This window comes from Microbacterium sp. T3-8, assembly GCF_055398145.1.
The window spans coordinates 3,217,257-3,241,621 of sequence record NZ_AP027918.1; the positions used below are offsets into that span (position 1 = coordinate 3,217,257).

Genomic DNA, 24,365 nt, shown 5'->3' on the forward strand with positions numbered 1-24,365 from the left:
CCTTCGCCCGCTCGTCGGCGCGAACGGCCCGGACCTGACGTCCGCCTTTTTCGCCATCAGCACCTGGGGTAACTCGACCCAGTTCCGCGAGAGCCTGATCCAGGATTCGGAGTTCCCCTTCCCCGACGACCTCCCCGGGTTCCTTCTGATCAACCAGCTCGTCTACCGCGGATCATGCAGGCCCACCGACATCGCCGATGCCATCGGCACCGGACGATCCAACGTCAGCCGCGTCGTGAACCGCCTCGAAGCAGCCGACCTGGTGCGCCGAGTAGCCGACCCCACTGACGACCGGGCTCTCATGATCGCTCTCACCCGCGACGGGCGAGAGGTGGGCCATCGCATCGTCGACGCAGCGCAGCGCCTCAACACCCCGACAGGCGAACGGTGGACCGAGCAAGACCAGACAGATCTCGGCCGACTCCTCGTCAAGCTCGCCGCAGCCCTGGACGCTTCCCCGCTACATCCACTGACGGCTGCGGCCGGAGTGCGGTTTTCCAGCTAGCCCCCGAGGACAGGCACGCCTTAGCCCGAATGGAGCCGCGCTCAGTTCCGTGTCCGCCGCTATGCTCCGCTTCGGCATGTCGCTCGACTGTGCAGCGCAAGGGTGGCCGACAAGGAGCCTGTCCCGAGATGCGAACCGAGTCCGGTCGCGGCTCCGACAGACTGGCTAATCGGCAGCGAGCAGCGCACCCATCTGCTTCGCGATCATGGTCGTCGCGAACTTGGGGTTGAGGCGCGACAGGCGATCCATGGTCGCGGCATCCGAGCCGATCGTCGCGCGGAAGCGGTCCTTGCGGATCGCGTCGACGATCACTCGGCCGGCCTCTTCCGGCGTGGTCGTCTTGTAGGCGCTGGTCTCGGCTGACGCATCGCCCGCGAGATCGACGCCCGAGTTCGCGGCGATACCGGTGCTGATCGCTCCCGGGAAGATCACCGTGACGTGCACGTTCGTGTCGAGCAGCTCGGCGTAGAGGGCTTCGGTCAAGAGCTTCACCGCCGCCTTGGACGCGCCGTAGACCGCCTGACCGGGCACCGGGGCATACGATCCCATGCTCGCGACATTGAGCAGCGACGCCTCCGGTCGGGCGAGAAGGTGAGGCAGGAAGGCCTTGCACACGTTCATCACTCCCCAAAAGTTGACGTTCATCACCTTCTCGATCTCGGAGAACGGCAAGTCGTTGACCTTGACGAACTTCTGGATCACGCCCGCGATGTTCGCGACGCCGTCGATCTGGCCGTGAGCCGCGATCACGGCGTCGGGAAGCGCCTCGATCGCATCCCGGTCGGTGATGTTCACCGCGTGCTGAGTGAATCGCGTGCCGACAGCCGCGAGTGCCGCCGTCGCGTCGAGGCCTGCGGCGTTCAGGTCGACTCCGGCGACCGAGGCACCTTGCGAGAGCAGGCGGAGAGTCACCTCGCGTCCGATGCCGTTCCCTGCTCCCGTGACGACGAAGACCTTGCCTGAGATGTCCATGTTTTCCTTCTGGGTGGGTCGGGCCGCGATCAGCGCGACTCGGAGGAGATGTCCGCGAGGATGCGGTCGAGGGTGCGGGTGATCGAGATCGTCGTCGCCGCATCGTGCCAAGGGTGCTCACCCAGGCCGGATCCGATCGCCGTGGTCACGGCCTCGAGCATCGCGCCGTAACCGTTGCCCACTCGCGGATGCCGCACCTCTTCCGGCTCGCGGAAGATGCGCTCCGCCGACCCTGCATGAACTCGGGCATCGCTGCCTGCCCAGAACATGGGATCCAGCGTGATCCAGCCACGCTCCCCGCTGATCGCTGCCGAGAGATCGAGAAAGTCCACTCCTGACCAGGCGAGCTGCGCGAAGGCACCGTCGGCGCGCTCGAGCGTGGCATGCCCCGCGAGATCCACCTCCTCGGAGAGGACTCCTCGCGCCTGCACTACGTCGGGCGCACCGAGGAACCAATGGGCCAGCGTGACCGGGTAGATCCCCCTGTCGCGCAGGATGCTTCCGCCGTCCTCCGGCCGCTCTTTGCCCGGGCGCGGGAAGAACGGGGTGCCGAAGCTCGCCCGCACGTTTCTGATCGCACCGAGCTCTCCCGCGGCGATCCGATCGATGATCTCGACGTGCAGCGGGTTGAACCGCATCCACATCGCCTCCATGAGAAATCGGTCCACCTGAGCCGCGCGGGCGAAGAGCAATTCGGCGTCAGCGGCCGAGGTCGCGATCGGCTTCTCGACCAGCACATGCTTACCCGCGTCGAGGGCCTCGAGCGTGATCGCAGTATGCGTGACGGCAGGGGTGGCGATGTAGACGATGTCGACGTCGTCGCGAGCGAACAGCGCTGCCCGATCGTCGGTCGACGACGGGATGCCGTGCCGCGTCGCGAAGTCCGACGCGCGGTCTGCGGTTCGCCCCCAGACAGCGCTGATGTCCCCGCCGATGGCGAGCAGATCGGAGACGAGGCGATCGGAGATGTCGCCGGTGCCGATGATGCCCCACCTAGGCATCGACGGCCTTCCGCTCGCGGATCGGCGCCACGGTGAGCGTCGCGAGGGCAACGAGCACGAGTGCGGCTCCCCAGACGAGCTGATACCCGCCGGTCGCTGAGACCACGACCGCAGCGAGCGCCGGTGCCAGCGCCTGACCGAGGTTCATGGCGACGATCGCGAGACCGAGATCCCGCCCTGCGCGCGCCGGATCAGGGAGCACGTCGATGAACATCGCGTTGTCGACCGGCAGGTAGATGCCGAAGGCGAGGCCAGTGATGATCACCTGGGCGAAGAGGGCCGGGAGCGTCGGCGAGATCAGCGGGATCGCCATCGACACCGCCATGAGCAGCGACGCAACGACGATGAAGGGCTTGCGACGGCCGACACGGTCGGAGAGCCGCCCCGAGATCGCCACGGCGATGAGCGTGAAGGGGATGCCCGCGAGCCCGAGGATCGGCACCATCGCCGATGCCTCAGCGGCGCTCAGCGCGGGGCGCACGTAGCTCTGCAGCATGTAGAGATTGAGCACCGTCGACGTGCTGTAGCCGAAGAAGAAGAGCACGCGCGAGATCCACAGCCACCGGTAGTTGCGGGCTTTGAGAGCACTCGCGTAGCCGAGCAGGAACGGCTTCCAGGCGAAGGGCTCACGCTCGACATCGACGGATGACGCGTCACGGTTCCGGGTGACGAAGAGCACTGTGGCGATCGCCACGAGCAGGCCGAGGATCAGATAGAAGTCCAGCCCGACGAGTCCGAACAGTGCACCGGCGCCGATTCCACCCAGGATTCCACCGATGATCGAGCCCATGCTCGTCCACGACGTCACGCGGCCGCGTCGGTCGCGCGGCACTCTGTCGGCGACCGTGGCCTGCAGCGGGTTTCCTGCGACGTTCAGCGCGAGTTCGGCGGCAGACCACAGCACGACGAGCACCACGAGCGAAGGCGCGTACCGGACAGCGACCAACAGAACGGCGCCGATCAGTCCGGCGTAGAGGATCCACGGCGCCCGGCGTCCGAGGCGGGAGCGTGTACGGTCGGACAGCACGCCGATCACCGGCTGGAGGATCATCACGATGATGGCGCTGGTCGTCGTGACGAGCGCCAGCCCGTTCGCTCGCGCTGCTTCGAAGTCAGAGAGCAGGGCGAGCTGTCTGGTCTGATCCGTCGTAGGAGTGACCTCGCCGGCAGCGACGGCGCGACCCAACTCGGTGAGAGCCTGCAGGTCGACGCCGGCGTCTGCCCCATTGAAGAAGGATCCGAACTCCAGCAGTTGGATCTGGTTCGGCATGAGGATGCCGTTCGTCGCCGCCCACACTGCCGAGACAGCCAGCGAGAGCAGCAGGTACCAGCGGATGTATCGGGAGAGCGGCTTCTTCGCGTCGTAGTGCACCCCGATGTTCGAGGTCCATCGGGATTCCTCACCGGCGCGATGCGTGATCTGCTCGCTCATGACCGAGCTCCCTGCAGCTGTGCATTCGTCATCGAAATCTCCAGACCGCCTCACTGTTGAGCCTCTTACATCAAATCAGAGATCGACGCATTCGGCAACCGATTGCCACGTTCACGGAAAGACGTCAGCGCACCGCACGGCACTCAGCTCCGAGCAGCGCGCCCTGTACTTCCCCGCACCACCAGGGTCGTCGCGAGAGGATCGTCGCTGACCGGTTCGGTCGCATCGCCCAGAGCTTCGAGGACCTTACCGACCGCGCGCTCCCCTGCGAGCTGCAACTGGGCGCGCACGGTGGTCAGCGCAGGGACGATGAGTTCGCTGCCGAAGATGTCGTCGAACCCCGCGATGCTCAGTCCGTCGGGCACGAGGATGCCGGCGGCGGACGCAGCCTGGATCAGGCCGATCGCCATGAGGTCGTTGAACGCGATGACGGCGGTCGCCCGCGATGCCTGCACTCGACGAAGAGCTTCGCGACCGCCGTCGATCGTCGGCATGTGCGGGCCGATCTCGACGACTGCCAGGCCGAGGCGCTCGGCGGCGTCGAGCATAGCTTCCCACCGTCGTCGGCTGATCCACGATGTCTCGGGGCCGGAGAGATACGCGATCGAGCGGTGACCGAGGTCGGCGAGATGGGCGACAAGGTCCGCGACACCCTGCTCCACCTCGGGGAGGACGCCGACCACGCCGTCGACCTGCCGGTTGATCAGGATGACGGGCTTGCGCTCCGCCAGCCGCAGGATCCGCTCGTCAGCCAGACGGGTGGTCGCCAGGATCAGCCCGTCGACGCTCGGCAGCAGCCGCGAGACCGCCTCGGCCTCCGCTTCACCGGACTCCTGCGATTCGGCGATCACCAGCGTGTATCCGGCCGCGGCTGCCGTGTGCTCCGCGCCGCGGACGATGCCGAAGATCACGGGGTTGGTGATGTCCGCGACCATCAACCCGATCGTGTGGCTGCGTCCGGTCGGCAGGGCACGCGCCATCGGGTTGAACTGGAAGTCCAGGCGGTCGGCGGCGAGACGGATCCTCTCCTCCGTCTTCTTGCTGATGCGACCGGGCTTGCTGAGCGCGCGCGACACCGTCGACGGGTTCACACCCGCGAGTTCCGCGATGTCGTAGATGGTCGCGGCGCCGCCGCGACGCCGGATGCGCTCCGCGAGTTCACCGGGCAGATCGTCGTCCATGGTTCCTCCCAGCTCCCAGCGTGTCATGACCGGTGCGATTCGAGCCATTCGACGGCGGCGCGGGCGAGTTCCGCGGGCGGGCGACCGACGTCGACGACGACCGCGACCTCGTCGGCGTCGAGCGCTTCGAGGGTGTCGAGTTGCGATCGAAGCAGGGAAGGAGGCATGAAGTGATCGGTTCGGCCGGCCGCGCGCTCGGCGAGCAGCTCGTCGCTGCCGTGCAGGTGCACGAACACGACACCCGGCACCCGCTCGCGGATCCGATCCCGATAGACCCGCCGGAGCGCCGAGCACGCGATCACTGACCCCGATGCCGACCGTGCGGCGAGTTCATCGCTGATGCGGTCGAGCCACGGCATCCGGTCCTCATCCGTCAACGGTGTGCCCGCGCTCATCTTCGCCCGGTTGGATGCGGGATGCAGGTCGTCCGCGTCGAGGAACTCGACGCCCAGATCGGTCGCGAGCAGGCGCCCCACTGTCGACTTGCCGGCGGCCGAGACCCCCATCACCACGACCGGGGGCGATGCGTGTGCGCTCACCAGTCGTGGACGGTGCCGTCGAGCAGCCGGTTGTAGGGCAGGTAGGCCTGCTCGTACGGGTACTTGCCCGCCTCGTCGACGTCGAGGTCGACACCCAGACCGGGCTTGTCGCCGGGGTGCAGGTAGCCGTCGGTCCAGGTGAACGACTGCTGGAACACCTGGTCGGTGCGCGACCCGTGCTGCATGTACTCCTGGATGCCGAAGTTGTGGATCGCGAGACCGAGGTGCATCGCCGCCGCCATGCCCACCGGCGAGATGTCGGTCGGCCCGTGCATGCCCGACTTGATCTGGTACATCGCCGCGTAGTCGAGAGTCTTCTTCAGGGCGCTGATGCCACCCATGTGGGTGACGGCTCCACGCACGTAGTCGATGAGCTGATCGCGGATGATGTCCTTGAAATCCCAGACCGTGTTGAAGATCTCGCCGATCGCCAGCGGCGTCGTGGTGTGCTGGCGCACGAGGCGCAGCGCCTCCTGGTTCTCGGCGGGAGTGCAGTCCTCGAGCCAGAAAAGATCGTAGGGCTCGAGATCCTTGCCGAGCCGCGCGGCCTGGATCGGCGTCATCCGGTGGTGGCCGTCGTGCAGCAGCGGGATGTCGGGGCCGAACTCGTTGCGCACCGCTTCGAACACACCGGGGAGGTGGTTCAGGTAGGCGCGGGTGTCCCAGTCCTCCTCGACCGGCTTGGCACCGCGGCGGGCGGGCTCGTGGTCGTACCGAGCCTCTCCGCCCCCGGTGTCGGCCGACTGCGAGGCGATGCCGTAGATCGCCTTGAGCGTGGGGACTCCGGTCTGTACCCGGATCGCCTTGTAGCCCTGCTCCTGATGAGCCCGGATGGAGTCGAAGAGCTCGGGCAGCTCCTTGCCCGAAGCGTGCCCGTACGCCATCAGACCCTTGCGGCTGGCACCGCCCAGCAGCTGGTAGACCGGGAGGCCGGCAACCTTGCCCTTGATGTCCCACAGCGCCATGTCGACGGCTGCGATGGCCGCCATCGTCACGGGTCCGCGACGCCAATATGCGCTGCGGTACAGGAACTGCCAGGTGTCTTCGATGCGAGACTCGTCGGCGCCGATCAGCAACGGCACCACGTGCTCGGTGAGGTAGGCGACGACCGCGAGCTCACGCCCGTTCAGCGTCGCATCACCGAGTCCGGTCACGCCGTCTGCGGTCGTGATCTTGAGCGTGACGAAGTTGCGGTCGGGACTCGTGACGATGACGTCGGCCCTGTCGATGGTCATGTGCTTCTCCTCTGCGTGAAGGCGGTAGGTCAGGCGTCCGCGCCGGGCTTGCGTCCGTCGAGCCCACGCCAGCGCTGGCGCAGAGCGAATGCGGCGGACTTCGGCCGGCGCTCGCGGGTGAAGATGCCCTTCTTGTTGCCACCGACGCGGTGCAGGCCGTTGGTCGTGGCGAAGTCGGCGAAGTTCCAGATCTGCTCACCGACGAACTGCGGGAAGCGATCGAAGACACGGTGGTACATCGCGAGCAGGTCGGTCTGGTACTCCTCGGTCCACACCTGGTCCCACACCGAATGCAGGCCCGGCATCGTGTCGGCGCCGTACTCGAGCATCATGATCGGTTTGCCCGTGCGGTCGATCCAGCCCTGGATGTCGCCCTGCAGATACATCTCGGCCGTCGCGAGGTCGCCCGCGTTGATGTACCACCCGTAGTAGCGGTTGAGGCTCACGACGTCGAACAGGTCGATGATCTGGTCGTTCTTGAAGGTCGCGAACATCACCATCGAATAGGTGATCGGGCGCGTCGGGTCGAGCTCGCGCACCAGGTTCACCAGCGGCTCGAAGTACTCGCGTGCACCGTCTTCGTTCGACGCGGGCTCGTTGGCGATGCACCACAGCACGACGGACGGGTGGTTCTTGTCGCGTCCGATCAGCTCACGCAGGTGCTGCGCGTGCGCCGCGTGCGTCTCCGCCCCGGCATACTGCTCCGAGAAGGTGGGGAACGGCGGGGTACCAGTCAATCCGCCCACGACACCCATGTTGAGCCCCACGGCCGCGGTCTCGTCGATGACCAGGATGCCGTGGCGGTCGGCGAAGTCCAGCACGTCCTCGGCGTAGGGGTAGTGCGAGGTGCGGAACGAGTTGGCGCCCGTCCACTCCATCAGCTGGAAGTCGTGCACCATGTAGGCGTCATCGTGACCCTTGCCACGGACGAACGTGTCTTCGTGCTTGCCGAATCCGGTGAAGTAGAACGGCTCGCCGTTCACGAGGAACTCCTCGCCTCGCACCGCGACCGTTCGCACACCGACTGCCACGGAGTACGTGTCGAGCACGTCGTCTCCGTCGACGGCCTCGACCGTCAGCTCGTAGAGGTACGCGGCGCCCGGCTTCCAGAGCACGACGTCGGCGATCTCGAGACGGCCCTCCGGGCCGGACGACGTCGCCACGACACTGCCCGCGGCATCCGCCAGGCTCACCCGCACGGCAGCAACGCCGACGGTCTCGACGCGGTAGTCGACGAATCCGGTCGAGCCCTCGAACGTCGTCACGACCGTGACGTCGTCGACATGCACCTGCGGCAGCGAGTACAGCGACACCGAGCGCGCGAGCCCCGCGTAGTTGTAGAAGTCGTGGAAGTACGTCTGGGTCTTGGCGCCGGTCATGCCGACTTCGATCTTTCCCGGCGGGATGGTGGTGTTCGTGAGGTCAGGGCTCACGGCCACCGTGAGCCGGAACGCGGTGCCCGGCTTCACGGCATCCGTGATGTCGATGTCGAACGGCGTGTAGCCGCCGATGTGCTCGCCGACCAGCCGGTCGTCGACGTAGACCTTCGCCGAATGGGTCGCCGCATCGAAGCGTAGGAGGATGCGCTCCCCTGCCCAGCCGCGTGGTACCTGCACCGACCGCTGGTAATAGACCCAGCCCACGTGGTCGCGGATGGCGGGATCCGTGAAGAGGTCGTTGTAACTGGCGGGGACTGCGGCCTCGAGAGGCGTGTCGAGGCGGGCGAGCCACGGCTCCTCCGGCAGGCGGGAATCGATCCCGAACTTCCACACCCCGTCGAGCTTGACGAGGTCGCGGGTCGCGGTGGCGATGGGCTTGAGCATCAAGGGCCTTTCGTGCGCTTCTTTGCGTTCTTGGTTTCAGTACAGCAGAGTTCGGAAGAAATGGCAACCGATTGCCATTCAGATGGTCTCTCCGGCGTCCGCAAGCAGCGTGCTGCCGGTCATCACCACCGACAGGTCACTGGCGCAGAACAGCACCACCCGCGCGATGTCGTCGGGCGTGCCCTGACGACCGATCAGACTCTGCGACATCGCCGAGGGCATGGTCGAGGGGTCGATGCCGGCTGCTGCCATCTGCTCCATCGCCGCAGCTGCCATCGCCATGTTCCCCTCGGTCGGCACGTAGCTGGGAGCGACACCGAGAACGCGGATCCCCTGGGGAGCGAGCTCCAGAGCGAGCTGCTTCGTGAGCCCCCGCACCGCATGCTTCGACGACACATAGGCCGACAGACCGGGCGCAGTCCCCCGGAAGCCTGCGGTCGAGACGACATTGACGATCACGCCGCCCTGCGGCATCCGACGGGCCGCCTCGCGAGCACCGTTGCGCACACCTCGGGTGTTGACGGCGAACACCTGCTCCCAGGTCTCGTCGCTCATCTCGAGCAGGGACTGGCTGGGGAAGATTCCGGCATTGTTCACCCAGACATCCGGAGCACCGACCTCAGCCGCCGCGGCGTCGGTCGCCGCAGCCACCGACGCCGAGTCGGTCACATCCATGCGCACGCCCACCGTCCGCACCGAGAAGCGCTCGCCGATCTCGTCTGCCGCCGCTCGCGAACGGCCCTCGTCGAGGTCGGCGATCACGATGCTCGCACCGGCCTCGGCGAGCCGATCCGCGATGGCACGGCCGAGGCCCTGAGCGCCTCCCGTGATGAGCGCGGTGCGTCCTGTCAGATCGATCAGCGAGCCGAGGGGGGTCGACGAGACGTCGGGGAAGGGAAAGGACATCATTGCTCCGTTTCGAATGGGTGATGCTCAGCGGACGCTGCGCACCGAGAGGGTGATGAGGAGACCGCCGGCGAAGGCGAGCGCGGCAGCGAGGAGATACAGCGCGGTGAAGTTCTCGGCGCCGGCACCGATGGCCAGCACCGCCCCGCCGAGCACCGGCGCGAAGACGCCGGGTATCTTCTGCGCGAACAGGGCGATGGCCATGTAGCGACCCGCTTCCCTCTCGCGATCGGGCAGCACGTCGAGCAGAAGGGCTTGAGCCACAGCCGAGAAGGTGGCGATGCCGAGGGAGTTCAGCAGGGTGCCCACCATGAGCGTCGGCAGGTCGTGGGCGAACGCCGAGACGCTGCATCCCGCCGCGAAGAGAGCGGCACCCGCGAGGATGAACGGCTTGCGCCTGCCTACCCGGTCACTCAGCCATCCGCCCCCGAGGGAGCCAACGGTGGCCGTCACGATGCTGGACGCCGAGACGATCGCGAGCACTCCGGCGACATCGGGCACGCGCAGCTCGAGGCGCTGGGCGACGAAGAACACGGTGAAGCTGGTGGTGAGGGTCAGCCCGGAGAAGAAGATGAAGCGCCCGAGCCAGTTCCATGCGAAGTCCGGGGCATCACGCGGATCGAAGCCGTAGCTCCGCAGCAGTCCGCCGACGGTCAGCCGCCGCTCGATCAGCATCCCCCTGCTGTCGGGGTCGTGCACCACCGCGAGGAATGCGATCACCAGTACGACACCGATCGCCGCAGGGAGCGCGAACACGAGGATGACCTGATCGCGGAAGAGTCCGACGAGGATGATGCCGACAACGGGCGCGACCTGCATGGTGACGCCGGTGAGGCCGGACACGCGGCCGCGTTGGTGCGGCGGCAGACGATCCGCCTGCCAGTTGCCGAGCGACGCAGCCGCCGTTCCCCACCCCACGGTCGAGAGCGTCCAGCCGATGGTGAGGGCGGTGAGATTCGGGGCGAGGGCCATGACCGGCACGGAGGCCGCGCCGATCAGCAGACCGATCACCGTGAACGGACGCCGCCGCCCCCAGCGGCTGCGCAGGCGATCGCTGAGGATGCCGGTGAGAGGCGCGAGCACGAGTGTGGCCGCCGAGCCGACGGCGAGGACGATGCCGAGCGCTTCGGTGCGCCCGGGCGCAAGCTGGTCGAGTCGCACGGCCAGCGAATAGGCCATCGGCACGATCATCGCCATGCCGGCCCCGAAGGTCGCGGCGACGAGCAGAGCGATCGACCACCCCGAGACATACCCCGCCGCATCCCCACCGGAGGACTCCGGAAGGGGCGCGGCGGGAGGCTGCGGGAGCGCGAGGTTGCCCTCGGGAACGCGCCCTGCAGCCTCCGCAGGGCCTTCGCCCTGTGGATCGTCGACGTCGACGGTCATCTGCCCGGCCTCTGTCTGCGGCTCCGGTCAGGCCAGACCGTTGCGCTTCGCGACCTCGCCCAGCCAACCGAGACTCGGCTTGGGGGTGCGCACGAACGTCTCCCGATCCACGGCGATCAGACCGAAGGTCGGAGCCCAGTGACCCCACTCGAAGTTGTCGAGCAACGTCCAGTGCAGGTAACCGCGCACGTCGATGCCCTCCTCGATCGTGTCGGCGAGTCCGCGCAGCGCGGCATCCGTGTACCGGATCCGCTGGGTGTCGTCGGCCGTGGCGATGCCGTTCTCGGTCACGATCACGGTGACGCCCTCGGAGACCTCCCACGCGTGACGCACGGCCATGGCGAGCGAGTCGGGGCGGAACGCGGTGCCGACCAGCGTGTTGTCGGGGTGCGGCGGGTGCGGCACGAGCCCGTCCGCATCGACCTCTTGCGACGAGTACGCCTGCACGCCGACGAAGTCGTCGCCGCGGGATCCCTCCCAGTAGACGTCTTCCTTGCCGTAGCGGATCTGCTTCAGCTTCTCCTCACCGCCGGGTGCGGCGGTGAGCGCGCCTGCGGCGATGGTCCAGCCGACCTTGGCGTTCGTCTTGGCGCGCACGATCTCGCGGGCGGCATGGTGGATCTCGACGAACGCGCGCCCGATCTCGGGGTCTGCGTCCTGCAGGAAGGAGCCGTGCTGCTTCTTCTCCTCCTTCTTCTCCGCAGGTGCGTCGCTCTCGACTGCATCCGCCTCGACCGTGGGGCTCTGCCACTGTCCGCCCTGAGCGGCCATGCGACGCATCGCTGTCATGATGGCGGCCTGCATGTTCGGCTCGTTCATGGTCGCGACCCACTCGACGCCGTCGAGGATCGTGGTGGCCTGGGTCACGAAGCTGAGGAACCGATCCTTGGCCTTCGGCGACGTCCACCCGCCGTCGTTCGCGAACCACCGCGGCGTCGTGAAGTGCTGCAGCGTGACGAAGGGCGTGACACCGCGCGACAGGCAGTAGTCGATCACGCGACGGTAGTGCGCGAGCTCTGCGCGAGAGAACTGGCCTTCGACCGGCTCGATGCGCGACCACTCGAGGCTGAACCGGTAGGTGTCGAGGCCGGCGTCGGCGAGCAGGTCGATGTCCTCGCGGAAGCGGTGATAGCTGTCGACGGCGTCGCCTGAGGGCTCCATGCCGGGCATGGTCAGCTCGCGCTCCCACCAGTCGCTGTTGACGTTGTTGCCTTCGATCTGGTGTCCGGCGGTGGCGGCGCCCCAGAGGAAGCCGGTGGGGAAGTTCGTCATTGAGGGATCCTCTCGATCGGAGCAATCGTGACAACCGATTGCCAGCCAAAGGTAACATAAAATTAGAAAGCTCTCACTATTTTGATCGTCGGAGGTATCGATGGCCCAGTACGCCAAGACCGCGGCCGTCCGCCGCGGCATCCTCGACGCCTGCTTCTCGATCTTCGGGGAGTCGGGGTTCCATGGAGCATCGATGGCCGAGATCGCCCGCCGCGCAGGCATCAGCCACACCGGGCTCCTGCACCACTTCCCCCGCAAAGAGGATCTGCTCATGGCCGTTCTCGCACTGCAGGACGAGCGCAGCGCCGACTATCTGGCCCGCAATGAGGCCTTGAGCACAGGAGCCGATCCGCTCGATGTGCTCCGCGGCATGGCCACGACATGATCGAACGGGACCAGCGGGTCGGCCTCGTAGAGCTGAGCGCCGTCCTCACCGGCGAGGCCACAGCGCCGGCCCACCCGGCCCACGACTACTTCGAGACGCGATACCGCAACATCCGCTCGTTCATGACCCGCCTGTTCACCCGACTCCGAGACGAGGGGCGCCTGTCGACCGACCTGCCCCCGACACACCTCGCAGCGATCACGATCGGCGCGATGGACGGGCTGCACACGCAGTGGCTCTTCGACCGTTCGGCGATCGACGTCGATGCCTGTGTCACGTCGCTGATGTCGACCTTCGTGCCTGAGCTGCGGTCCCGCCCGCGGGACTGATCACTCCGCAGCGGCACCCGATTCGTACTCGAACCGACTGACGACGACCTGGTCTCCGAGAGCCTCGACACCGATGACCCTGCCCGTGAATCCACCGGCGACCTCGGTCGACAGATAGCGGCCGTCGAGCGCGGCCAGCTCGATGAAGCCCTCCGCCGAAGAGAGACCGGCGCGCAGCAGATCGGGACCGCGACGCGCGCCGCGCTCAGCTTCGAACTCCGTGGCTCGGATCTCGAGCACCGCATCTGCCGGAGCCTCTGCCCGCGCGACCACGTCGCTCAGCGGCCCGATGACGATGCGTGCGCGCACCTCTGCGCCGAGGCGTTCGATCAGCAGCTGGTGCGCGTCGTCCATGCGCACCGAGAGCGCGACGTCGCCCGTAGCGTGCAGGCGGGCCGACCAGAGTTCGTCTTCGGCACGCACCGCGAGCAGCCGCTCGGCAGTCTCGGCGGGCGCATCTCTCCCCCGCTCGAGGACCAACCCGTCGGTGCTTGTGCGGGCGAACGACGACGGCGAGATTCCCGGCGAGATCCACCGCGGATGCAGTTCCTCGCCTCGGAACTCCTCGACGAACGAGGTCTCGGCGAGCGGGACGTCGTAGCGCTCCTCGTCGATCACCGGCCAATCCTCGACCCAGTCCACCCCCGCGAGGAACGTCTCCCGCCCGTTGGTGTGCCAGCGAGGGAATGTTCCCCGCGGCCGTGTCGCGAGGAACACGAGCGCCCAGGATCCGTCGGCGAGCTCGACGAGATCGGAGTGCCCCGTCGACTGCACGGCCGCGCTCGTGCTGCGATGAGTGAGGATCGGGTTCGTCGGCGCAGGCTCGAAGGGTCCGCTGATGCTCGAGGATCGCGCGATCGTCACCATATGGCCGGGCCCCGTGCCGCCCTCGGCGACGAGCAGGTACCACCACTCTCCTCGGCGGATCAGGTGAGGCCCTTCGGCGTGCGCGCCGCCGGTTCCCGCCCACAGCGGCCGCGGCTCCGACAGCACCTCGCCCGTCAGCGGATCGATGACCGCCTGCGAGATGCCGCCGCGCATCACGTCGCTCCACGTCACGAAGCAGGTGCCGTCGTCATCCCAGGCGATGTCGGGGTCGATGCCGATGAGACCGGCGACGTAGACGGGATCGCTCCACGGGCCTGAGGGGTCGTCGGCATGAGTCAGGATGTGACCGCGGCCGACCTCGTGGATGTTCGTCGTGATCATCCAGAACCGCCCGTCGTGATGCCTCAGCGTCGGGGCGTAGATCCCGCCGCTGGCGCCCGCGAGTCCGGCGCGCACTTCGAGGTGCTCGGGCCGATCGAGGATGTTGCCGATCTGCGTCCACGAGACCAGATCACGGGAGTGGAACAGCGGCACGCCCGGCGAGTACTCGAAGCTCGAGTTCGCGAGGTAGTAGTCGTCGCCGACGCGGCAGATCGACGGATCCGGGTGGTAACCGGGGATGATCGGATTCTGGATCATGATGCCTCCATGATGCGGCGGCGCTCGAGGCGCCGCTCCCGCTGACGGGAGGGGTCGGCGACCGGCGCCGCGAGCAGCAGCTTCTGCGTGTAGGGATGGTCGGGGGTCGAGGTCACATGCTCGGCCGCTCCGGTCTCTACCAAGTCTCCGCGGTACAGCACTGCCACCCGGTGACTGATGTGGCGGACGACCGAGAGGTCGTGCGACACGAAGAGATAGGCGACCCCGGTCGCCCGCTGGATCTCGACGAACAGATCGAGCACGCGCGCCTGGGTCGAGAGATCCAGAGCAGACACCGGCTCGTCGCACACGATCAGGCGAGGCTCAGGAGCCAGCGCGCGCGCGATGGCGACACGCTGACGCTGACCGCCCGAGAACTCCCGGGGCAGTCGCTCGACGGCATCCGAGGGCAACCCGACCTGGTCGAGCAGGGTCTTGACCCGCGAGCGGGCATCCTTCGCCGTCGCGCCCTGGATCACCAGCGGCTCGGCGAGGATGTCGCCGATGGTCATCGACGGGTTGAGCGACGTGTACGGGTCTTGGAACACCACCTGGATGTCACGAGACAGGCGACGACGATCGCGAGGTGAGATTCCGGCGATCGACGTCCCGTCGAACCGGATGTCGCCGCCGGACGGCTTCACCAGGCCCAGCACCGCGCGTCCGATCGTGGTCTTGCCCGATCCGGATTCGCCGACAAGCCCCAGGGTCTCCCCCGGCGCGACGCTGAGCGAGACGCCGTGCAGCACCTCGACCGGCTTGGCCCGCCATCCCCGTCCGGGGAAGGCGACACGAAGCTCATCGACCTCGAGAAGGCTCATCGGTCTGTCCTTTCATCGGAGGCCGCGACGGGCGGATCGGTGCGGACCGTGCTCTCGTCGAGGATCGCACCGAGCAGCATCTTCGTGTACTCGTGCGTCGGGTGCGAGAACACCTCCGCAGCGGTGCCGGACTCGACGATCACGCCATTCTGCATGACCGCGATGCGATCGCAGAGGTCGGCGACGACGCCGAAGTTGTGGGTCACCAGGAGGATCGCCATGTCGAGCTCGGACTGCAGGTCTCGCAGCAGGTCGAGGATCTCGGCCTGCACCGTGACGTCCAGCGCGGTCGTCGGCTCGTCGGCGATCAGCAGCTTCGGCCGGCTCGCGACGGCGCCGGCGATCAGCACACGCTGCGCCATGCCGCCCGAGATCTGATGGGGGTACGAATCGAAGGTGCGCTGCGGGTCGGCGATGCCCACCCTCTCGAGCAGCGCGAGCACGCGGGCGGATGCCTCCGCGCGGGTCACGCCGAGCGCCGACCGCACGCCCTCGACGAGCTGTGCTCCGACCTTGTACGACGGATCGAGGTTCGACATGGGTTCCTGGGGGATGTACGCGATCTCCTTGCCCCGGAGCGGACGCATCTGCGCATCCGTGAGTCCGACGAGCTCGCGTCCGTCGAAGCGGATCGATCCGCGGGTGATGACGGCCTCGTTGGGCAGCACCCCCAGCGAGGCGAATGCGGTCTGCGACTTGCCCGACCCGGATTCGCCGACCAGCCCCACGATCTGCCCGCGGGCGATCGACAGATCGACACCGCGCACGACTTCGTTCAGCCCGCCGCTCGGACGTGGATAGGCGATGGCGAGGTCGTTGATCTCGAGGAGTCCCGTCCTCGCGGCTGTCGCCTCTCCCGCGCTGTCGAGCACGCGCTGACCGCGTCCGACCTTGGCGGGTTTCGGCATGGAGCCCTCGAGGATGTCGCGGAGAGCGTTGCCGAGCAGCACGAGCGACGCCGTGATGACGCCGAGCAGGAGACTCGGCCAGAGGAACTGCGTGGGGGCGATGTAGAGGTTGCGGAAACCCGAGGAGATCATCGATCCGAAGCTCGGGATCTGCAGCGATCCGACGCCGAGGAAGGCGAGACCGGACTGCACGGCGATCGCAGAACCGGCCATGAAGGCGGCGGCGATGATGATCGGCCCTCTCACGACGAAGAGCACGTGGCGACCGAGGATGCGCAGGTTGCCGAGTCCCGACACCCGGGCGGCATCGACGTAGAGCTCGTTCTTCACCCCGAGCACGAGGTTGCGGACGATGCGGTAGATGCCCGGAGACAGCAGCACGCCGAAGATCAGCATCGTGAAGCGGTAGTCGCCGCCGGTGACCGGCATCAGGATGATCAGCAGCAGGATGCCGGGGAACGTCATGATGAGGTTGAACAGCCACTCGGTGGTGGCTCGCGTGACGGTACCGAAGTAGCCGCCGATGAGGCCGGCGACCACTCCGACGAGCAGAGCCACACCGGCTCCGATCAGAGCCGAGATCGCTGCCGTGTTGATCGAGTGGAGCAGCCGCGACAGGATGTCGCGCCCGGCCTCGTCGGCACCGAGCAGGTACCCGGGGGTGCCGACCGGCGCATTGATCATCGAGAGCTCGGCGTCGTTCGGGCCGTGCGGCGCGAGCCACGGCGTGAGCAGCCCGAGCAGGAAGATCACGGCGAGAAGCCCGAGCGTCACGACGGCCTGCGGGTCGCGCAGAATGCGGCGCCAGGTCGACGTGCGGGTCTTCGCCGCGTTCTCGAGGGTGACGAGCAGCTCGGTGCTGGGAGGCGTCACTGTGCCGGTGGTGGTCTGGGGTGGGCGTTCGTCGCTCAATGGACTCTCGCTTTCGGGTTCAGCCAACCGTTGGCCAGGTCGGTGAGGAGGTTGACGACGGTGACGAGCAGCACGCCGAAGGCGGTGATGCCCATGATCACGGGGATGTCGCCCTGCAGGGAGGCGTTGAACGCGAAGCTTCCGTAGCCGGGTAGCGCGAACACGTTCTCGATGATGAGTGCACCGCCGAACATCTGGATGAACTCCAGCGACATCACCGTGAGCGCGGGGCTCGCGGCGTTGCGCAGAGCGTGCTTGATGACGATCGAGGTCGTCGACGATCCCCGTGTGCGCAGGGTTCGGATGTAGTCGCGACGGAGCTCGTCGATCATCCTGCCTCGCACCTGGGCCGCCATGTTGGCGACTCCGCCGATGGTCAGCACGATGACGGGGATCGTGATGCTGCGCACCCATGCCCCCGGGTCCTCGGCGAACGGCGTGAACCCGGTGGCCGGAAGCCACTTGAGCTGCACCGCGAACACGACGACGAGGACGATCGCCAGCAGCAGGCCGGGAACGATGTAACCGATCAGGGAGATCCCCTGGGCGATGCGGTCGACGACTCCGCCGCGCGATGCCGCCCAGACACCGAGGAACACGGAGAGGATCACCGTGAGGATCAGGGCGGGAACGATGATCGAGAGAGTGACCGCGAGCCGCTGGAGCACCGACGGACCGACCGGCAGCGATGTGTACACCGAGACGCCGAAGTCGCCCTGCACCGCGTGGATCAGCCAGTCGAAGTACTGCACGAGGACGGGTCGATCCCATCCCTTGGCAGCGATCAGATCGTCGACCACCTCGGGCGTCGCCGACGTGCCGAGGATGGCCTGAGCCACGTCGCGGAACGAGGTGCTGAGGAGGAGGAAGGTGATGAGGGTGACCAGTATCGCGAGTACGACGCCGGCGCCGAGTCGGCGGAGGATATAGCTGAGCATCAAGAGACTCCCGGTGTGTGGTGGGGATGCGGCACGCCGCATCCCCACCCGTCACTCACTCGGTGACGTCGAACTGTCGGATCGTGGAAAGGGTGTTCGCCTTGCCGACGTACGTGATCCCGTCAGCGGTCGCCCACGTCGCGCCGATGTAGGCGATCGGAGCGACGAGCGCCTGATCGACGACGTATTCGTTCAGTTCCTTGTAAACGGGGAGAGCATCCGCGAAATCGACGGTGTTGTCGATCTCGTTGAAGTAGCCGTCGAGCGTCGAATCGGTGTACCCGGTGGGGTTGCCGAATCCGGCAGCACCGATCGTGGTGGCGAGATCGGCGGAGTCCGAGTTGAATCCGAGGATCTGGTAGTACAGCCCGTAGTCACCGGAGCGAGCAGCTGCCTGCGCCTGCTGCGGCGGCACGGTCACCCACTCGAGGCTCAGACCGATGTCGGCGAACGCCTGGGTCAGCACGGGCTCGATCGTGGTGCTGAGGAAGGTGCTCGGGATCTGGAAGCTCTCTCCGGCGTAGCCTGCCTCTTCGACGAGCTCCTTGCCCTTCTCGGGGTCGTACTCGTACGCGTCGTTGAGCTTCTCGTCGTAGATCTCGCCGAACGGGCTGACCAGTTGCGTCGTGGCGATGCCCACTCCGCTGAAGATGCCCTTGAGCACGCCCTCGCGGTCGATCGCCATGTTGATCGCCTGACGCACCTTCACGTCGCCGAGAGCCGGGAACTTCTCGCCCGCGCGGTCGAGGATGTTCAGGTAGCCCACGGCCACCGCATCGTTCACCGTGATGGTGAACTTGCTCGTGTCGAGCTGCGAGACGACCTGCGACTGCACGGTCGCCGCGTTGAGCTCACCGGCCTGCAGCGCGTTGAGAGAGGCGGTCGGGTCCTGCAGCACCTTGACGGTCAGCGTCTTGAACGGCACGTTGTCGGCGTCCCAGTAGTCGTCGCGCTTGACCAGGACGTAGCTGCTGCCGGGGACCGTCTTCTCGACGTCGAGCGTGAACGGGCCCGAGCCGACCGGATCTGTGGCCGTGCGCTCCTCGTCCATCGTCGCCGGGTCGCCGATGGCACCAGGACCCTGGGCGAGGTTGTCGAGGAACTGGGGGTCGAACGCCGAGAAGCTGATGACGGCGGTCATGTCGTCTTCGGCCACGACGTCGGTGACAGCCGCGAGTCGACTCTGCACGGCGCCCGGAGTCGCCTTGGAACGCAGGAGCGTCGCGGCGACGGCGGCAGCATCCACCGGGTCTCCGGAACTGAACGTCATGCCCTCTCGGAGCGTGAGCGTCAGCTGTGTGCCGTCTTCGTTGTACTCCCACTTCTCAGCGGCGCCCGGAAGCAGCTCTCCCGTCTCCGGGTCTTTGCGCAGCAGGGTGTCGAGGACCGACGACCAGACGAACATCTGCTGCCCGTCGACGATCTGTGCCGGGTCGAGCGAGTTGGGCGCGGACACCGCGGCGACCGCGAGGTCCTTCTCCACGACGGTCGACGACGAGTCGTCCGGCGCGGGCTCGCTGCCTGCGGCGCAGCCTGTCGCTACGAGCGCGGTGATGAGCAGCGCGGCGGGTAGAGCCACGCGGCGACGATGCTTACGGGTATTCCACATTGTTCATACTCCTTTGGATGAAACGACTTGATGCGCAATCGCTTGTCACTACGGGTGAAGCGGACGAGGACGGCGGCGTCTGCTGTCAGTAAAGCAGGGTTTCAGCAAGATGACAACCGATTGCCAACTTGTTACCGAAGCGTAAGATCCGCAAGAGACCGGCGGCCCGCGAGCACCGCATCGACGAACACCTCATCGGCACCGAGCGCAGGGCTGAGGTCGGCGACCGCGCGTTCCACCCCTGCACGGTCCGATGCCCCGCCGTCGATCGCCAGCCACGCAGCGACGACCGCCGCGCACGCAGCAGCGGTTCGGCCCGCCGCGCGTTCACGCTCGGCCACCGGAGCGATGCGCACTCGCATCTTGGTGTCTGCGTCAAGTGCGATCTGCGCGAGAAGGTGCCGGATGCGGGGGTTCCGGAACCGCTCGAGCAGCGCCGTACGGTACTCGGGCAGCTCGAGCTCTGCCGGAAGATGCCGGCAGGCCTCATCCCAGTACGCGTCGACGGCACCGAGACACTCTGCGTCGGCTATCGCCTCGGAGACGGTGAGATGCCCCCGAAGCCGACCGAGCGACGCGAGCAGGGTATGAGCACCGTTCAGCAGCCAGAGCTTCCGTGCCTCCCACGGTTCGAGGTCGCCGGTGAATCGGGCTCCCGCCGACTCCCACTGCGGTCTGCCGGAGGGGAACTCCCCGGCGATGACCCAGTCAGAGAACGGTTCTGCGACGACCGGCGCCCGATCCCCATAACGCTGCGAGAGCTCGGTCGTCTCCTCGTCCGAGAGCCGAGGGGTGATCCGATCCACCGAGCTCGACACGAACGACACGTGCGCATCGATCCAGTCGACGAGCCCCGGCACCTCGGTCGCGACCGAGTGGACCGCCTGGCGCAGAACGCCACCGTTCTCGGGGAGGTTGTCGCAGGACACCAGCGCAAGCGCGCCCGACCCCGCGCGGCGGCGCGCCTCGAGACCGAGCACCAGACGACCGATAGCGGTGGACGGACGGGTGTCGGAGAGATCGGTGTCCTTCGACTCTGAGAGGAGCGTCCGATCGAGGGGCAGCGCCTGATCTGCGTACGCGGCCTCGGTGATCGTCAGGCTGACGACTGCCGTCGCTGGAGCGGCGACGTCAGTCAGGAACCCGGAGATGTCGGTGCCAGGATGCGCGCGGACGATGCTGCCGATCCGCTCGGCCTCGTCCCCTGCCGTCGAGCGCACGACCAGCGTGTACAGACCGTCCTGCGCCGAGAGATCCTCTGCGAGTCCGGCGCTTCGCCCGGTGTACGCCGCGATCCCCCATTCAGACGCGTCCGACGCATGGGCCGTGTACCAGGCCAGATGAGAGCGATGGAAGGCCCCGAGACCCATGTGGACGATCCGCACGGGCGGGGCCGGCGACGTACGCACCCCGAGTGTCCCCCCGCTCACAGCTTGAACACCCGCTTCGGCTGCGGGCCGACGATGTCGTCGATGATCGCGGCGGCCGATTCCTCGTCCACACGTCCCTCGACCACCAGCCGCGCGAGGAACGCGGCATCCGCTCGGCGAGCGGTGTCGTGCCGCGCGGGGATCGACAGGAACGCTCGGGTGTCGTCGATGAAACCCGACCCGCGTGAGAATCCCGCTGTCTCGGTCACCGCAGAGCGGAACCGCGCCATCGCATCGGGAGCGTCGAGGAACCACCAGGGCGCGCCGATATAGACGCTCGGATAGAAGCCGGCCAGCGGAGCGATCTCCCGCGAGTAGACGGTCTCGTCGACCGCGAACAGCACGAGGTGCAGATCGCGCTCGAGCCCGAACCGCTCGAGCAGGGGCCGCAGGCCGCCGACGAAGTCTGTTCGTCGGGGGATGTCATGCCCGGTGTCGGCGCCGAAGCGTCGGAATGTCTCGCTGCTGTGATTGCGCACCACCCCCGCATGCACCGTCATGACCAGGCCGTCGTCGACACTCATCCGGGCCATCTGCAGCAGCATGTGCGCGCGGAACGCCTGACGATCTGCGGCGTCCGCATCTCCCGACATGACCCGGGCGAACAGCGCCTGCCCCTCGGCTGCGTCGAGTTCGAGGGTGTCGGGCACCTCGACGCCATGGTCGGCCGATACGGCGCCGTGCTCGATGAAGTACTGCCTCCGCCGTTCGAGCGCTGCGAGGTAGCCGGCGAACGTACTTGGCTCGCCCGTCACGTCGAGAAGTCGCCGCACGTTCTCGGCGAACCCCACCGCATCCGGATCGAGATAGCGATCGGGACGGAACGTGGGCACGACCCTGCCGACCTCGCCCTCTGCGGCGAGCGCCGCATGCCCCGCCAGATCGTCGAGGGGATCGTCGGTCGTCGCAAGCACCTCGATGCCGAAACGGTCGAAGAGTCCGCGGGGGCGCATGCCCGGCTCGAGGAGCTTCGCCGCGATGTGGTCGTAGGTGTCGTCCGCGGTCGCGGCCGTGAGCGGCATCCGCAGATCGAGCACGTTCTCGAGCGACTCGCTCAGCCAGTACCCCGACGCGGTGCCGACGAAGAGGTGCCAGCGCTCGGCGAACAGCCGCCACACCTCGCGCGGGTCGGCGGGCGACCCGCCTACGCCGAGCTCATCGAGCCCGACGCCCGAGGCATTCAGGAGGCGCGTGACGTAGTGGTCGTGCGTGATCAGCAACGATGCGGGATCGGCGAAAGGACGATCGTCGACGAGCCACTCCACCGGCACGTGGCCGTGTGGCGAGACGATGGGCGCGGACGAGACGCGCTCATACAGGGACCGGGCGACGGACCGCGTCGCCGGGTCGGCAGGAAGAAGGCGGTCGCGGTCGCGACCCACCAGGGATACGTTGGGCATGTCAGTTCCTCTCAACCGTGCCAGCGAGTACGAAGGGCGTGAGCTGCGGCTTTCGGCCGTCGGTCACGGGTGAAGATGCCTTTCTTGTTGCCGTCGACGCGGAAAGCGCTCCCGGGCGTGTGGAAGTCAGCGAAGTTCCAGACCTGCTCGCCGACGACCGCCGGAACGCGGTCGAAGACTCGGTGGTACATCTCCAGCAACCGGAGCTGATACTCCTCTGTCCAGGGCTGGTCGTAGACCGAATGCGTGCCGGCTACCGTGTCTGCACCGTATTCCGTCATCACCAACGGCTTGCCGTAGGTGCTCTCCCATCCGCGCAGCTCGGCCTCGAGGTGACGCTCTGCACTGCGCAGATCCCCTCCGTCGGTGTACCACCCGTAATACCTGTTCAGGCAGATGACATCGAAGAGGTCAGCGATGCGGTCCGTAGCGGGAGTGGCCCGAATGAGGTTCGCGAAAGTCACGGGGCGATGCGGGTCGAGCTCGCGCGTGAGCGACACGAGCGGCTCGAAGTACGGACGAGCCCCCTCCTCGAACGACGCGGGTTCGTTGGTGATGCACCACATGACCACACTCGGGTGATTCTTGTCCCTCGCGATCAGTTCCCGGATCGCTTGCGCGTGAACCTCTCGCGTCTCGTCCCCGAATCCCTCGGGTCCGAAGGTGGACCTCGTGGCCCCGGTGCCCATGCCCGCGCCGATGGCGAGATTCAGACCGACGGCCGCCGTCTCGTCGATCACGACGATGCCGTGGCGATCGGCATACTCCAGCACGTCCTCGGCATACGGATAGTGCGACGTGCGGAAAGAGTTCGCCCCCGCCCAGCGCATCAGATGGAAGTCGTGGACCATGTACGCGGGATCGTGCCCTTTTCCGCGCACCGGAGAATCCTCGTGCTTGCCGAATCCTCGGAAGTAGAACGGCTCGCCATTGATGAGGAACTCTATTCCCCTCACTTCGACGGTGCGGATGCCGACGGGGAGGGTATAGACATCCCGAACACCGCTGGTGCTCACCGCCTCGACGACGACGTCGTAGAGGTACCCTGCTCCCGGCCGCCAGAGGTTCGCGTCCGGGACGCGGATCTCGCCGGAGGACCCTCGCCCCTCCGCCACCTGGTGCCCGTCCGCATCGCGCACCAGCACCGTGACCGCTGCGGCGGCATCCGACGTGACTGTCTCGTACCGCAGGATGCCGTCAGTCCCGTCCACGTCGGGAATCACAGTGATGTCCTCGACGTGCTCGGACGGAACTGCCGCAAGCCACACCGAACGCGGGAGACCTCCGTAGTTGTAGAAGTCGTGCAGGTAGCGCTGCTCTCGGCGCCCATCTTCGGCGATCGTCACGAAGCCTGGGGGCAAGGTCGCCCGCGAAAGCTCGTTGTCGACGCCGATCGTCAGGCGGAACTCTTCCCCGGCCCTCACCTGATCGGTCACGTCGGCATCGAAAGGAGTGAACCCGCCTTCGTGGGTGGCGACCAATGCGTCCCCCGCGTAGACCCGAGCTCGGTGCGATGCTGCCTCGACGCGGACCAGAATGCGCGCATCACCCCAGCCCTGCGGTACACGAACCACGCGCTGATACCAGACCCAGCCGACGTGGTCGCGAATCGCCTGATCGGCGAAGAGGTCGTCATAGCTGGATGGCACTGGCGCCTCGAGGTCGGTCACCAACGGCGTCGACCACGGCTCGGGCACCTGAGCATCGGCCACAGCGAAACGCCACAGACCATCCAGATTGACCAGTTCTCGAGTGGGGACCACTGGGGTCGCAGCATCTCTCGCATCCTCTCCGGGGCGTCCGCCCTGACGTCTCCGATAGACAATCACGGTTCGGCGCATTTGGCAAGCGGTTGCCAAATGCGCCGGCGCGGCGAGCGCGCGCGTGGCGCGTCCCCTGCCCTACGATCGGGGA

At 67.1% G+C, this 24,365-nt stretch carries 21 protein-coding genes; 3 read left to right on the plus strand and 18 right to left on the minus strand.

The features are described from left to right. Positions 1–190 precede the first annotated feature (190 nt). Complete coding sequence (locus tag ACZ5Y9_RS15475) at positions 191–505, plus strand: MarR family winged helix-turn-helix transcriptional regulator (protein ID WP_464472750.1); 315 nt, start codon at positions 191–193, stop codon at positions 503–505. A 165-nt stretch (positions 506–670) separates the two neighbouring features. Here ACZ5Y9_RS15475 and ACZ5Y9_RS15480 read toward each other — a convergent pair whose 3' ends face one another. The 10 genes from ACZ5Y9_RS15480 to ACZ5Y9_RS15525 all read right to left on the minus strand — a co-directional run bounded on the left by ACZ5Y9_RS15480 (position 671) and on the right by ACZ5Y9_RS15525 (position 12,252). Next, entirely contained in the window at positions 671–1,477 is an 807-nt protein-coding gene (locus tag ACZ5Y9_RS15480) for an SDR family NAD(P)-dependent oxidoreductase (protein WP_464471749.1), read from the minus strand. 29 nt (positions 1,478–1,506) lie between these two features. Further along, positions 1,507–2,529 (minus strand): Gfo/Idh/MocA family protein, encoded by a 1,023-nt coding sequence (locus ACZ5Y9_RS15485; protein WP_464471750.1) that lies wholly within the window; start codon positions 2,527–2,529, stop codon positions 1,507–1,509. Beyond that, positions 2,471–3,910, minus strand: a complete 1,440-nt coding sequence (locus ACZ5Y9_RS15490; protein ID WP_285364556.1) for an MFS transporter — start codon at positions 3,908–3,910, stop codon at positions 2,471–2,473. Before ACZ5Y9_RS15490 ends, ACZ5Y9_RS15485 begins: the two co-directional genes overlap by 59 nt. Before the next feature lie 143 nt (positions 3,911–4,053). Next, positions 4,054–5,091 carry a LacI family DNA-binding transcriptional regulator gene (locus ACZ5Y9_RS15495; RefSeq protein ID WP_187250228.1) on the minus strand — a complete coding sequence of 346 codons (1,038 nt, stop codon included), beginning with the start codon at positions 5,089–5,091 and terminating at the stop codon, positions 4,054–4,056. A 23-nt stretch (positions 5,092–5,114) separates the two neighbouring features. Beyond that, positions 5,115–5,630, minus strand: coding sequence for a gluconokinase (locus ACZ5Y9_RS15500; protein WP_464471751.1), 516 nt, complete (start codon positions 5,628–5,630; stop codon positions 5,115–5,117). Next, the gene (gene manD, locus ACZ5Y9_RS15505) at positions 5,627–6,865 is read right to left on the minus strand and encodes a D-mannonate dehydratase ManD (RefSeq protein ID WP_056514692.1); all 1,239 of its coding nucleotides are present in this window, start codon (positions 6,863–6,865) and stop codon (positions 5,627–5,629) included. Before manD ends, ACZ5Y9_RS15500 begins: the two co-directional genes overlap by 4 nt. A 29-nt stretch (positions 6,866–6,894) precedes the next feature. After that, positions 6,895–8,688: a beta-glucuronidase gene (uidA, locus tag ACZ5Y9_RS15510; protein WP_464471752.1), complete on the minus strand. Its 1,794-nt coding sequence runs from the start codon at positions 8,686–8,688 to the stop codon at positions 6,895–6,897. 78 nt (positions 8,689–8,766) lie between these two features. After that, complete coding sequence (locus ACZ5Y9_RS15515; protein WP_431738618.1) at positions 8,767–9,594, minus strand: SDR family NAD(P)-dependent oxidoreductase; 828 nt, start codon at positions 9,592–9,594, stop codon at positions 8,767–8,769. A gap of 27 nt (positions 9,595–9,621) precedes the next feature. Next, positions 9,622–10,980, minus strand: coding sequence for an MFS transporter (locus tag ACZ5Y9_RS15520; RefSeq protein ID WP_464471753.1), 1,359 nt, complete (start codon positions 10,978–10,980; stop codon positions 9,622–9,624). Between the two features lie 27 nt (positions 10,981–11,007). After that, the gene (locus ACZ5Y9_RS15525) at positions 11,008–12,252 is read right to left on the minus strand and encodes a glycoside hydrolase family 1 protein (protein WP_464471754.1); all 1,245 of its coding nucleotides are present in this window, start codon (positions 12,250–12,252) and stop codon (positions 11,008–11,010) included. A gap of 100 nt (positions 12,253–12,352) precedes the next feature. Between ACZ5Y9_RS15525 and ACZ5Y9_RS15530 the strand changes: the two genes are divergently transcribed. Both ACZ5Y9_RS15530 and ACZ5Y9_RS15535 read left to right on the plus strand, forming a co-directional pair. Then, complete coding sequence (locus ACZ5Y9_RS15530; protein WP_464471755.1) at positions 12,353–12,637, plus strand: TetR/AcrR family transcriptional regulator; 285 nt, start codon at positions 12,353–12,355, stop codon at positions 12,635–12,637. Beyond that, positions 12,634–12,966, plus strand: a complete 333-nt coding sequence (locus ACZ5Y9_RS15535; protein WP_464471756.1) for a TetR family transcriptional regulator C-terminal domain-containing protein — start codon at positions 12,634–12,636, stop codon at positions 12,964–12,966. The genes ACZ5Y9_RS15530 and ACZ5Y9_RS15535 overlap by 4 nt, the downstream gene beginning before the upstream one ends. Here the strand turns inward: ACZ5Y9_RS15535 and ACZ5Y9_RS15540 are convergent, their stop codons facing one another. The 8 genes from ACZ5Y9_RS15540 to uidA (ACZ5Y9_RS15575) form a co-directional block, all read right to left on the minus strand. Beyond that, on the minus strand, positions 12,967–14,433 hold the full coding sequence (locus ACZ5Y9_RS15540) for a glycoside hydrolase family 43 protein (RefSeq protein WP_464471757.1): 1,467 nt from the start codon (positions 14,431–14,433) through the stop codon (positions 12,967–12,969). Continuing rightward, entirely contained in the window at positions 14,430–15,254 is an 825-nt protein-coding gene (locus tag ACZ5Y9_RS15545; protein ID WP_464471758.1) for an ATP-binding cassette domain-containing protein, read from the minus strand. Before ACZ5Y9_RS15545 ends, ACZ5Y9_RS15540 begins: the two co-directional genes overlap by 4 nt. Next, entirely contained in the window at positions 15,251–17,035 is a 1,785-nt protein-coding gene (locus ACZ5Y9_RS15550) for a dipeptide/oligopeptide/nickel ABC transporter permease/ATP-binding protein (RefSeq protein ID WP_464471759.1), read from the minus strand. The genes ACZ5Y9_RS15545 and ACZ5Y9_RS15550 overlap by 4 nt, the downstream gene beginning before the upstream one ends. A 35-nt stretch (positions 17,036–17,070) precedes the next feature. Next, a complete protein-coding gene (locus ACZ5Y9_RS15555; RefSeq protein ID WP_464471760.1) occupies positions 17,071–18,012 on the minus strand; it encodes an ABC transporter permease in 942 nt (313 codons plus the stop codon). 55 nt (positions 18,013–18,067) lie between these two features. After that, entirely contained in the window at positions 18,068–19,591 is a 1,524-nt protein-coding gene (locus tag ACZ5Y9_RS15560; RefSeq protein ID WP_464471761.1) for an ABC transporter substrate-binding protein, read from the minus strand. 161 nt (positions 19,592–19,752) lie between these two features. After that, positions 19,753–20,991, minus strand: coding sequence for a mannitol dehydrogenase family protein (locus ACZ5Y9_RS15565; RefSeq protein ID WP_464471762.1), 1,239 nt, complete (start codon positions 20,989–20,991; stop codon positions 19,753–19,755). A gap of 56 nt (positions 20,992–21,047) precedes the next feature. Continuing rightward, positions 21,048–22,451 (minus strand): glucuronate isomerase, encoded by a 1,404-nt coding sequence (gene uxaC, locus ACZ5Y9_RS15570; RefSeq protein WP_464471763.1) that lies wholly within the window; start codon positions 22,449–22,451, stop codon positions 21,048–21,050. 11 nt (positions 22,452–22,462) lie between these two features. Continuing rightward, entirely contained in the window at positions 22,463–24,163 is a 1,701-nt protein-coding gene (uidA, locus tag ACZ5Y9_RS15575) for a beta-glucuronidase (RefSeq protein ID WP_464471764.1), read from the minus strand. Between the last annotated feature and the right edge of the window lie 202 nt (positions 24,164–24,365).

Coding starts and splice junctions, on each gene's coding strand:
- ACZ5Y9_RS15480 (WP_464471749.1), bottom strand. CDS start 1,477: ATGGACATCTCAGGCAAGGTCTTCGTCGTCACGGGAGCAGGGAACGGC.
- ACZ5Y9_RS15490 (WP_285364556.1), bottom strand. CDS start 3,910: ATGAGCGAGCAGATCACGCATCGCGCCGGTGAGGAATCCCGATGGACC.
- ACZ5Y9_RS15495 (WP_187250228.1), bottom strand. CDS start 5,091: ATGGACGACGATCTGCCCGGTGAACTCGCGGAGCGCATCCGGCGTCGC.
- manD (WP_056514692.1), bottom strand. CDS start 6,865: ATGACCATCGACAGGGCCGACGTCATCGTCACGAGTCCCGACCGCAAC.
- uidA (WP_464471752.1), bottom strand. CDS start 8,688: ATGCTCAAGCCCATCGCCACCGCGACCCGCGACCTCGTCAAGCTCGAC.
- ACZ5Y9_RS15515 (WP_431738618.1), bottom strand. CDS start 9,594: ATGTCCTTTCCCTTCCCCGACGTCTCGTCGACCCCCCTCGGCTCGCTG.
- ACZ5Y9_RS15520 (WP_464471753.1), bottom strand. CDS start 10,980: ATGACCGTCGACGTCGACGATCCACAGGGCGAAGGCCCTGCGGAGGCT.
- ACZ5Y9_RS15525 (WP_464471754.1), bottom strand. CDS start 12,252: ATGACGAACTTCCCCACCGGCTTCCTCTGGGGCGCCGCCACCGCCGGA.
- ACZ5Y9_RS15530 (WP_464471755.1), top strand. CDS start 12,353: ATGGCCCAGTACGCCAAGACCGCGGCCGTCCGCCGCGGCATCCTCGAC.
- ACZ5Y9_RS15535 (WP_464471756.1), top strand. CDS start 12,634: ATGATCGAACGGGACCAGCGGGTCGGCCTCGTAGAGCTGAGCGCCGTC.
- ACZ5Y9_RS15540 (WP_464471757.1), bottom strand. CDS start 14,433: ATGATCCAGAATCCGATCATCCCCGGTTACCACCCGGATCCGTCGATC.
- ACZ5Y9_RS15545 (WP_464471758.1), bottom strand. CDS start 15,254: ATGAGCCTTCTCGAGGTCGATGAGCTTCGTGTCGCCTTCCCCGGACGG.
- ACZ5Y9_RS15555 (WP_464471760.1), bottom strand. CDS start 18,012: ATGCTCAGCTATATCCTCCGCCGACTCGGCGCCGGCGTCGTACTCGCG.
- ACZ5Y9_RS15565 (WP_464471762.1), bottom strand. CDS start 20,991: ATGGGTCTCGGGGCCTTCCATCGCTCTCATCTGGCCTGGTACACGGCC.
- uxaC (WP_464471763.1), bottom strand. CDS start 22,451: ATGCCCAACGTATCCCTGGTGGGTCGCGACCGCGACCGCCTTCTTCCT.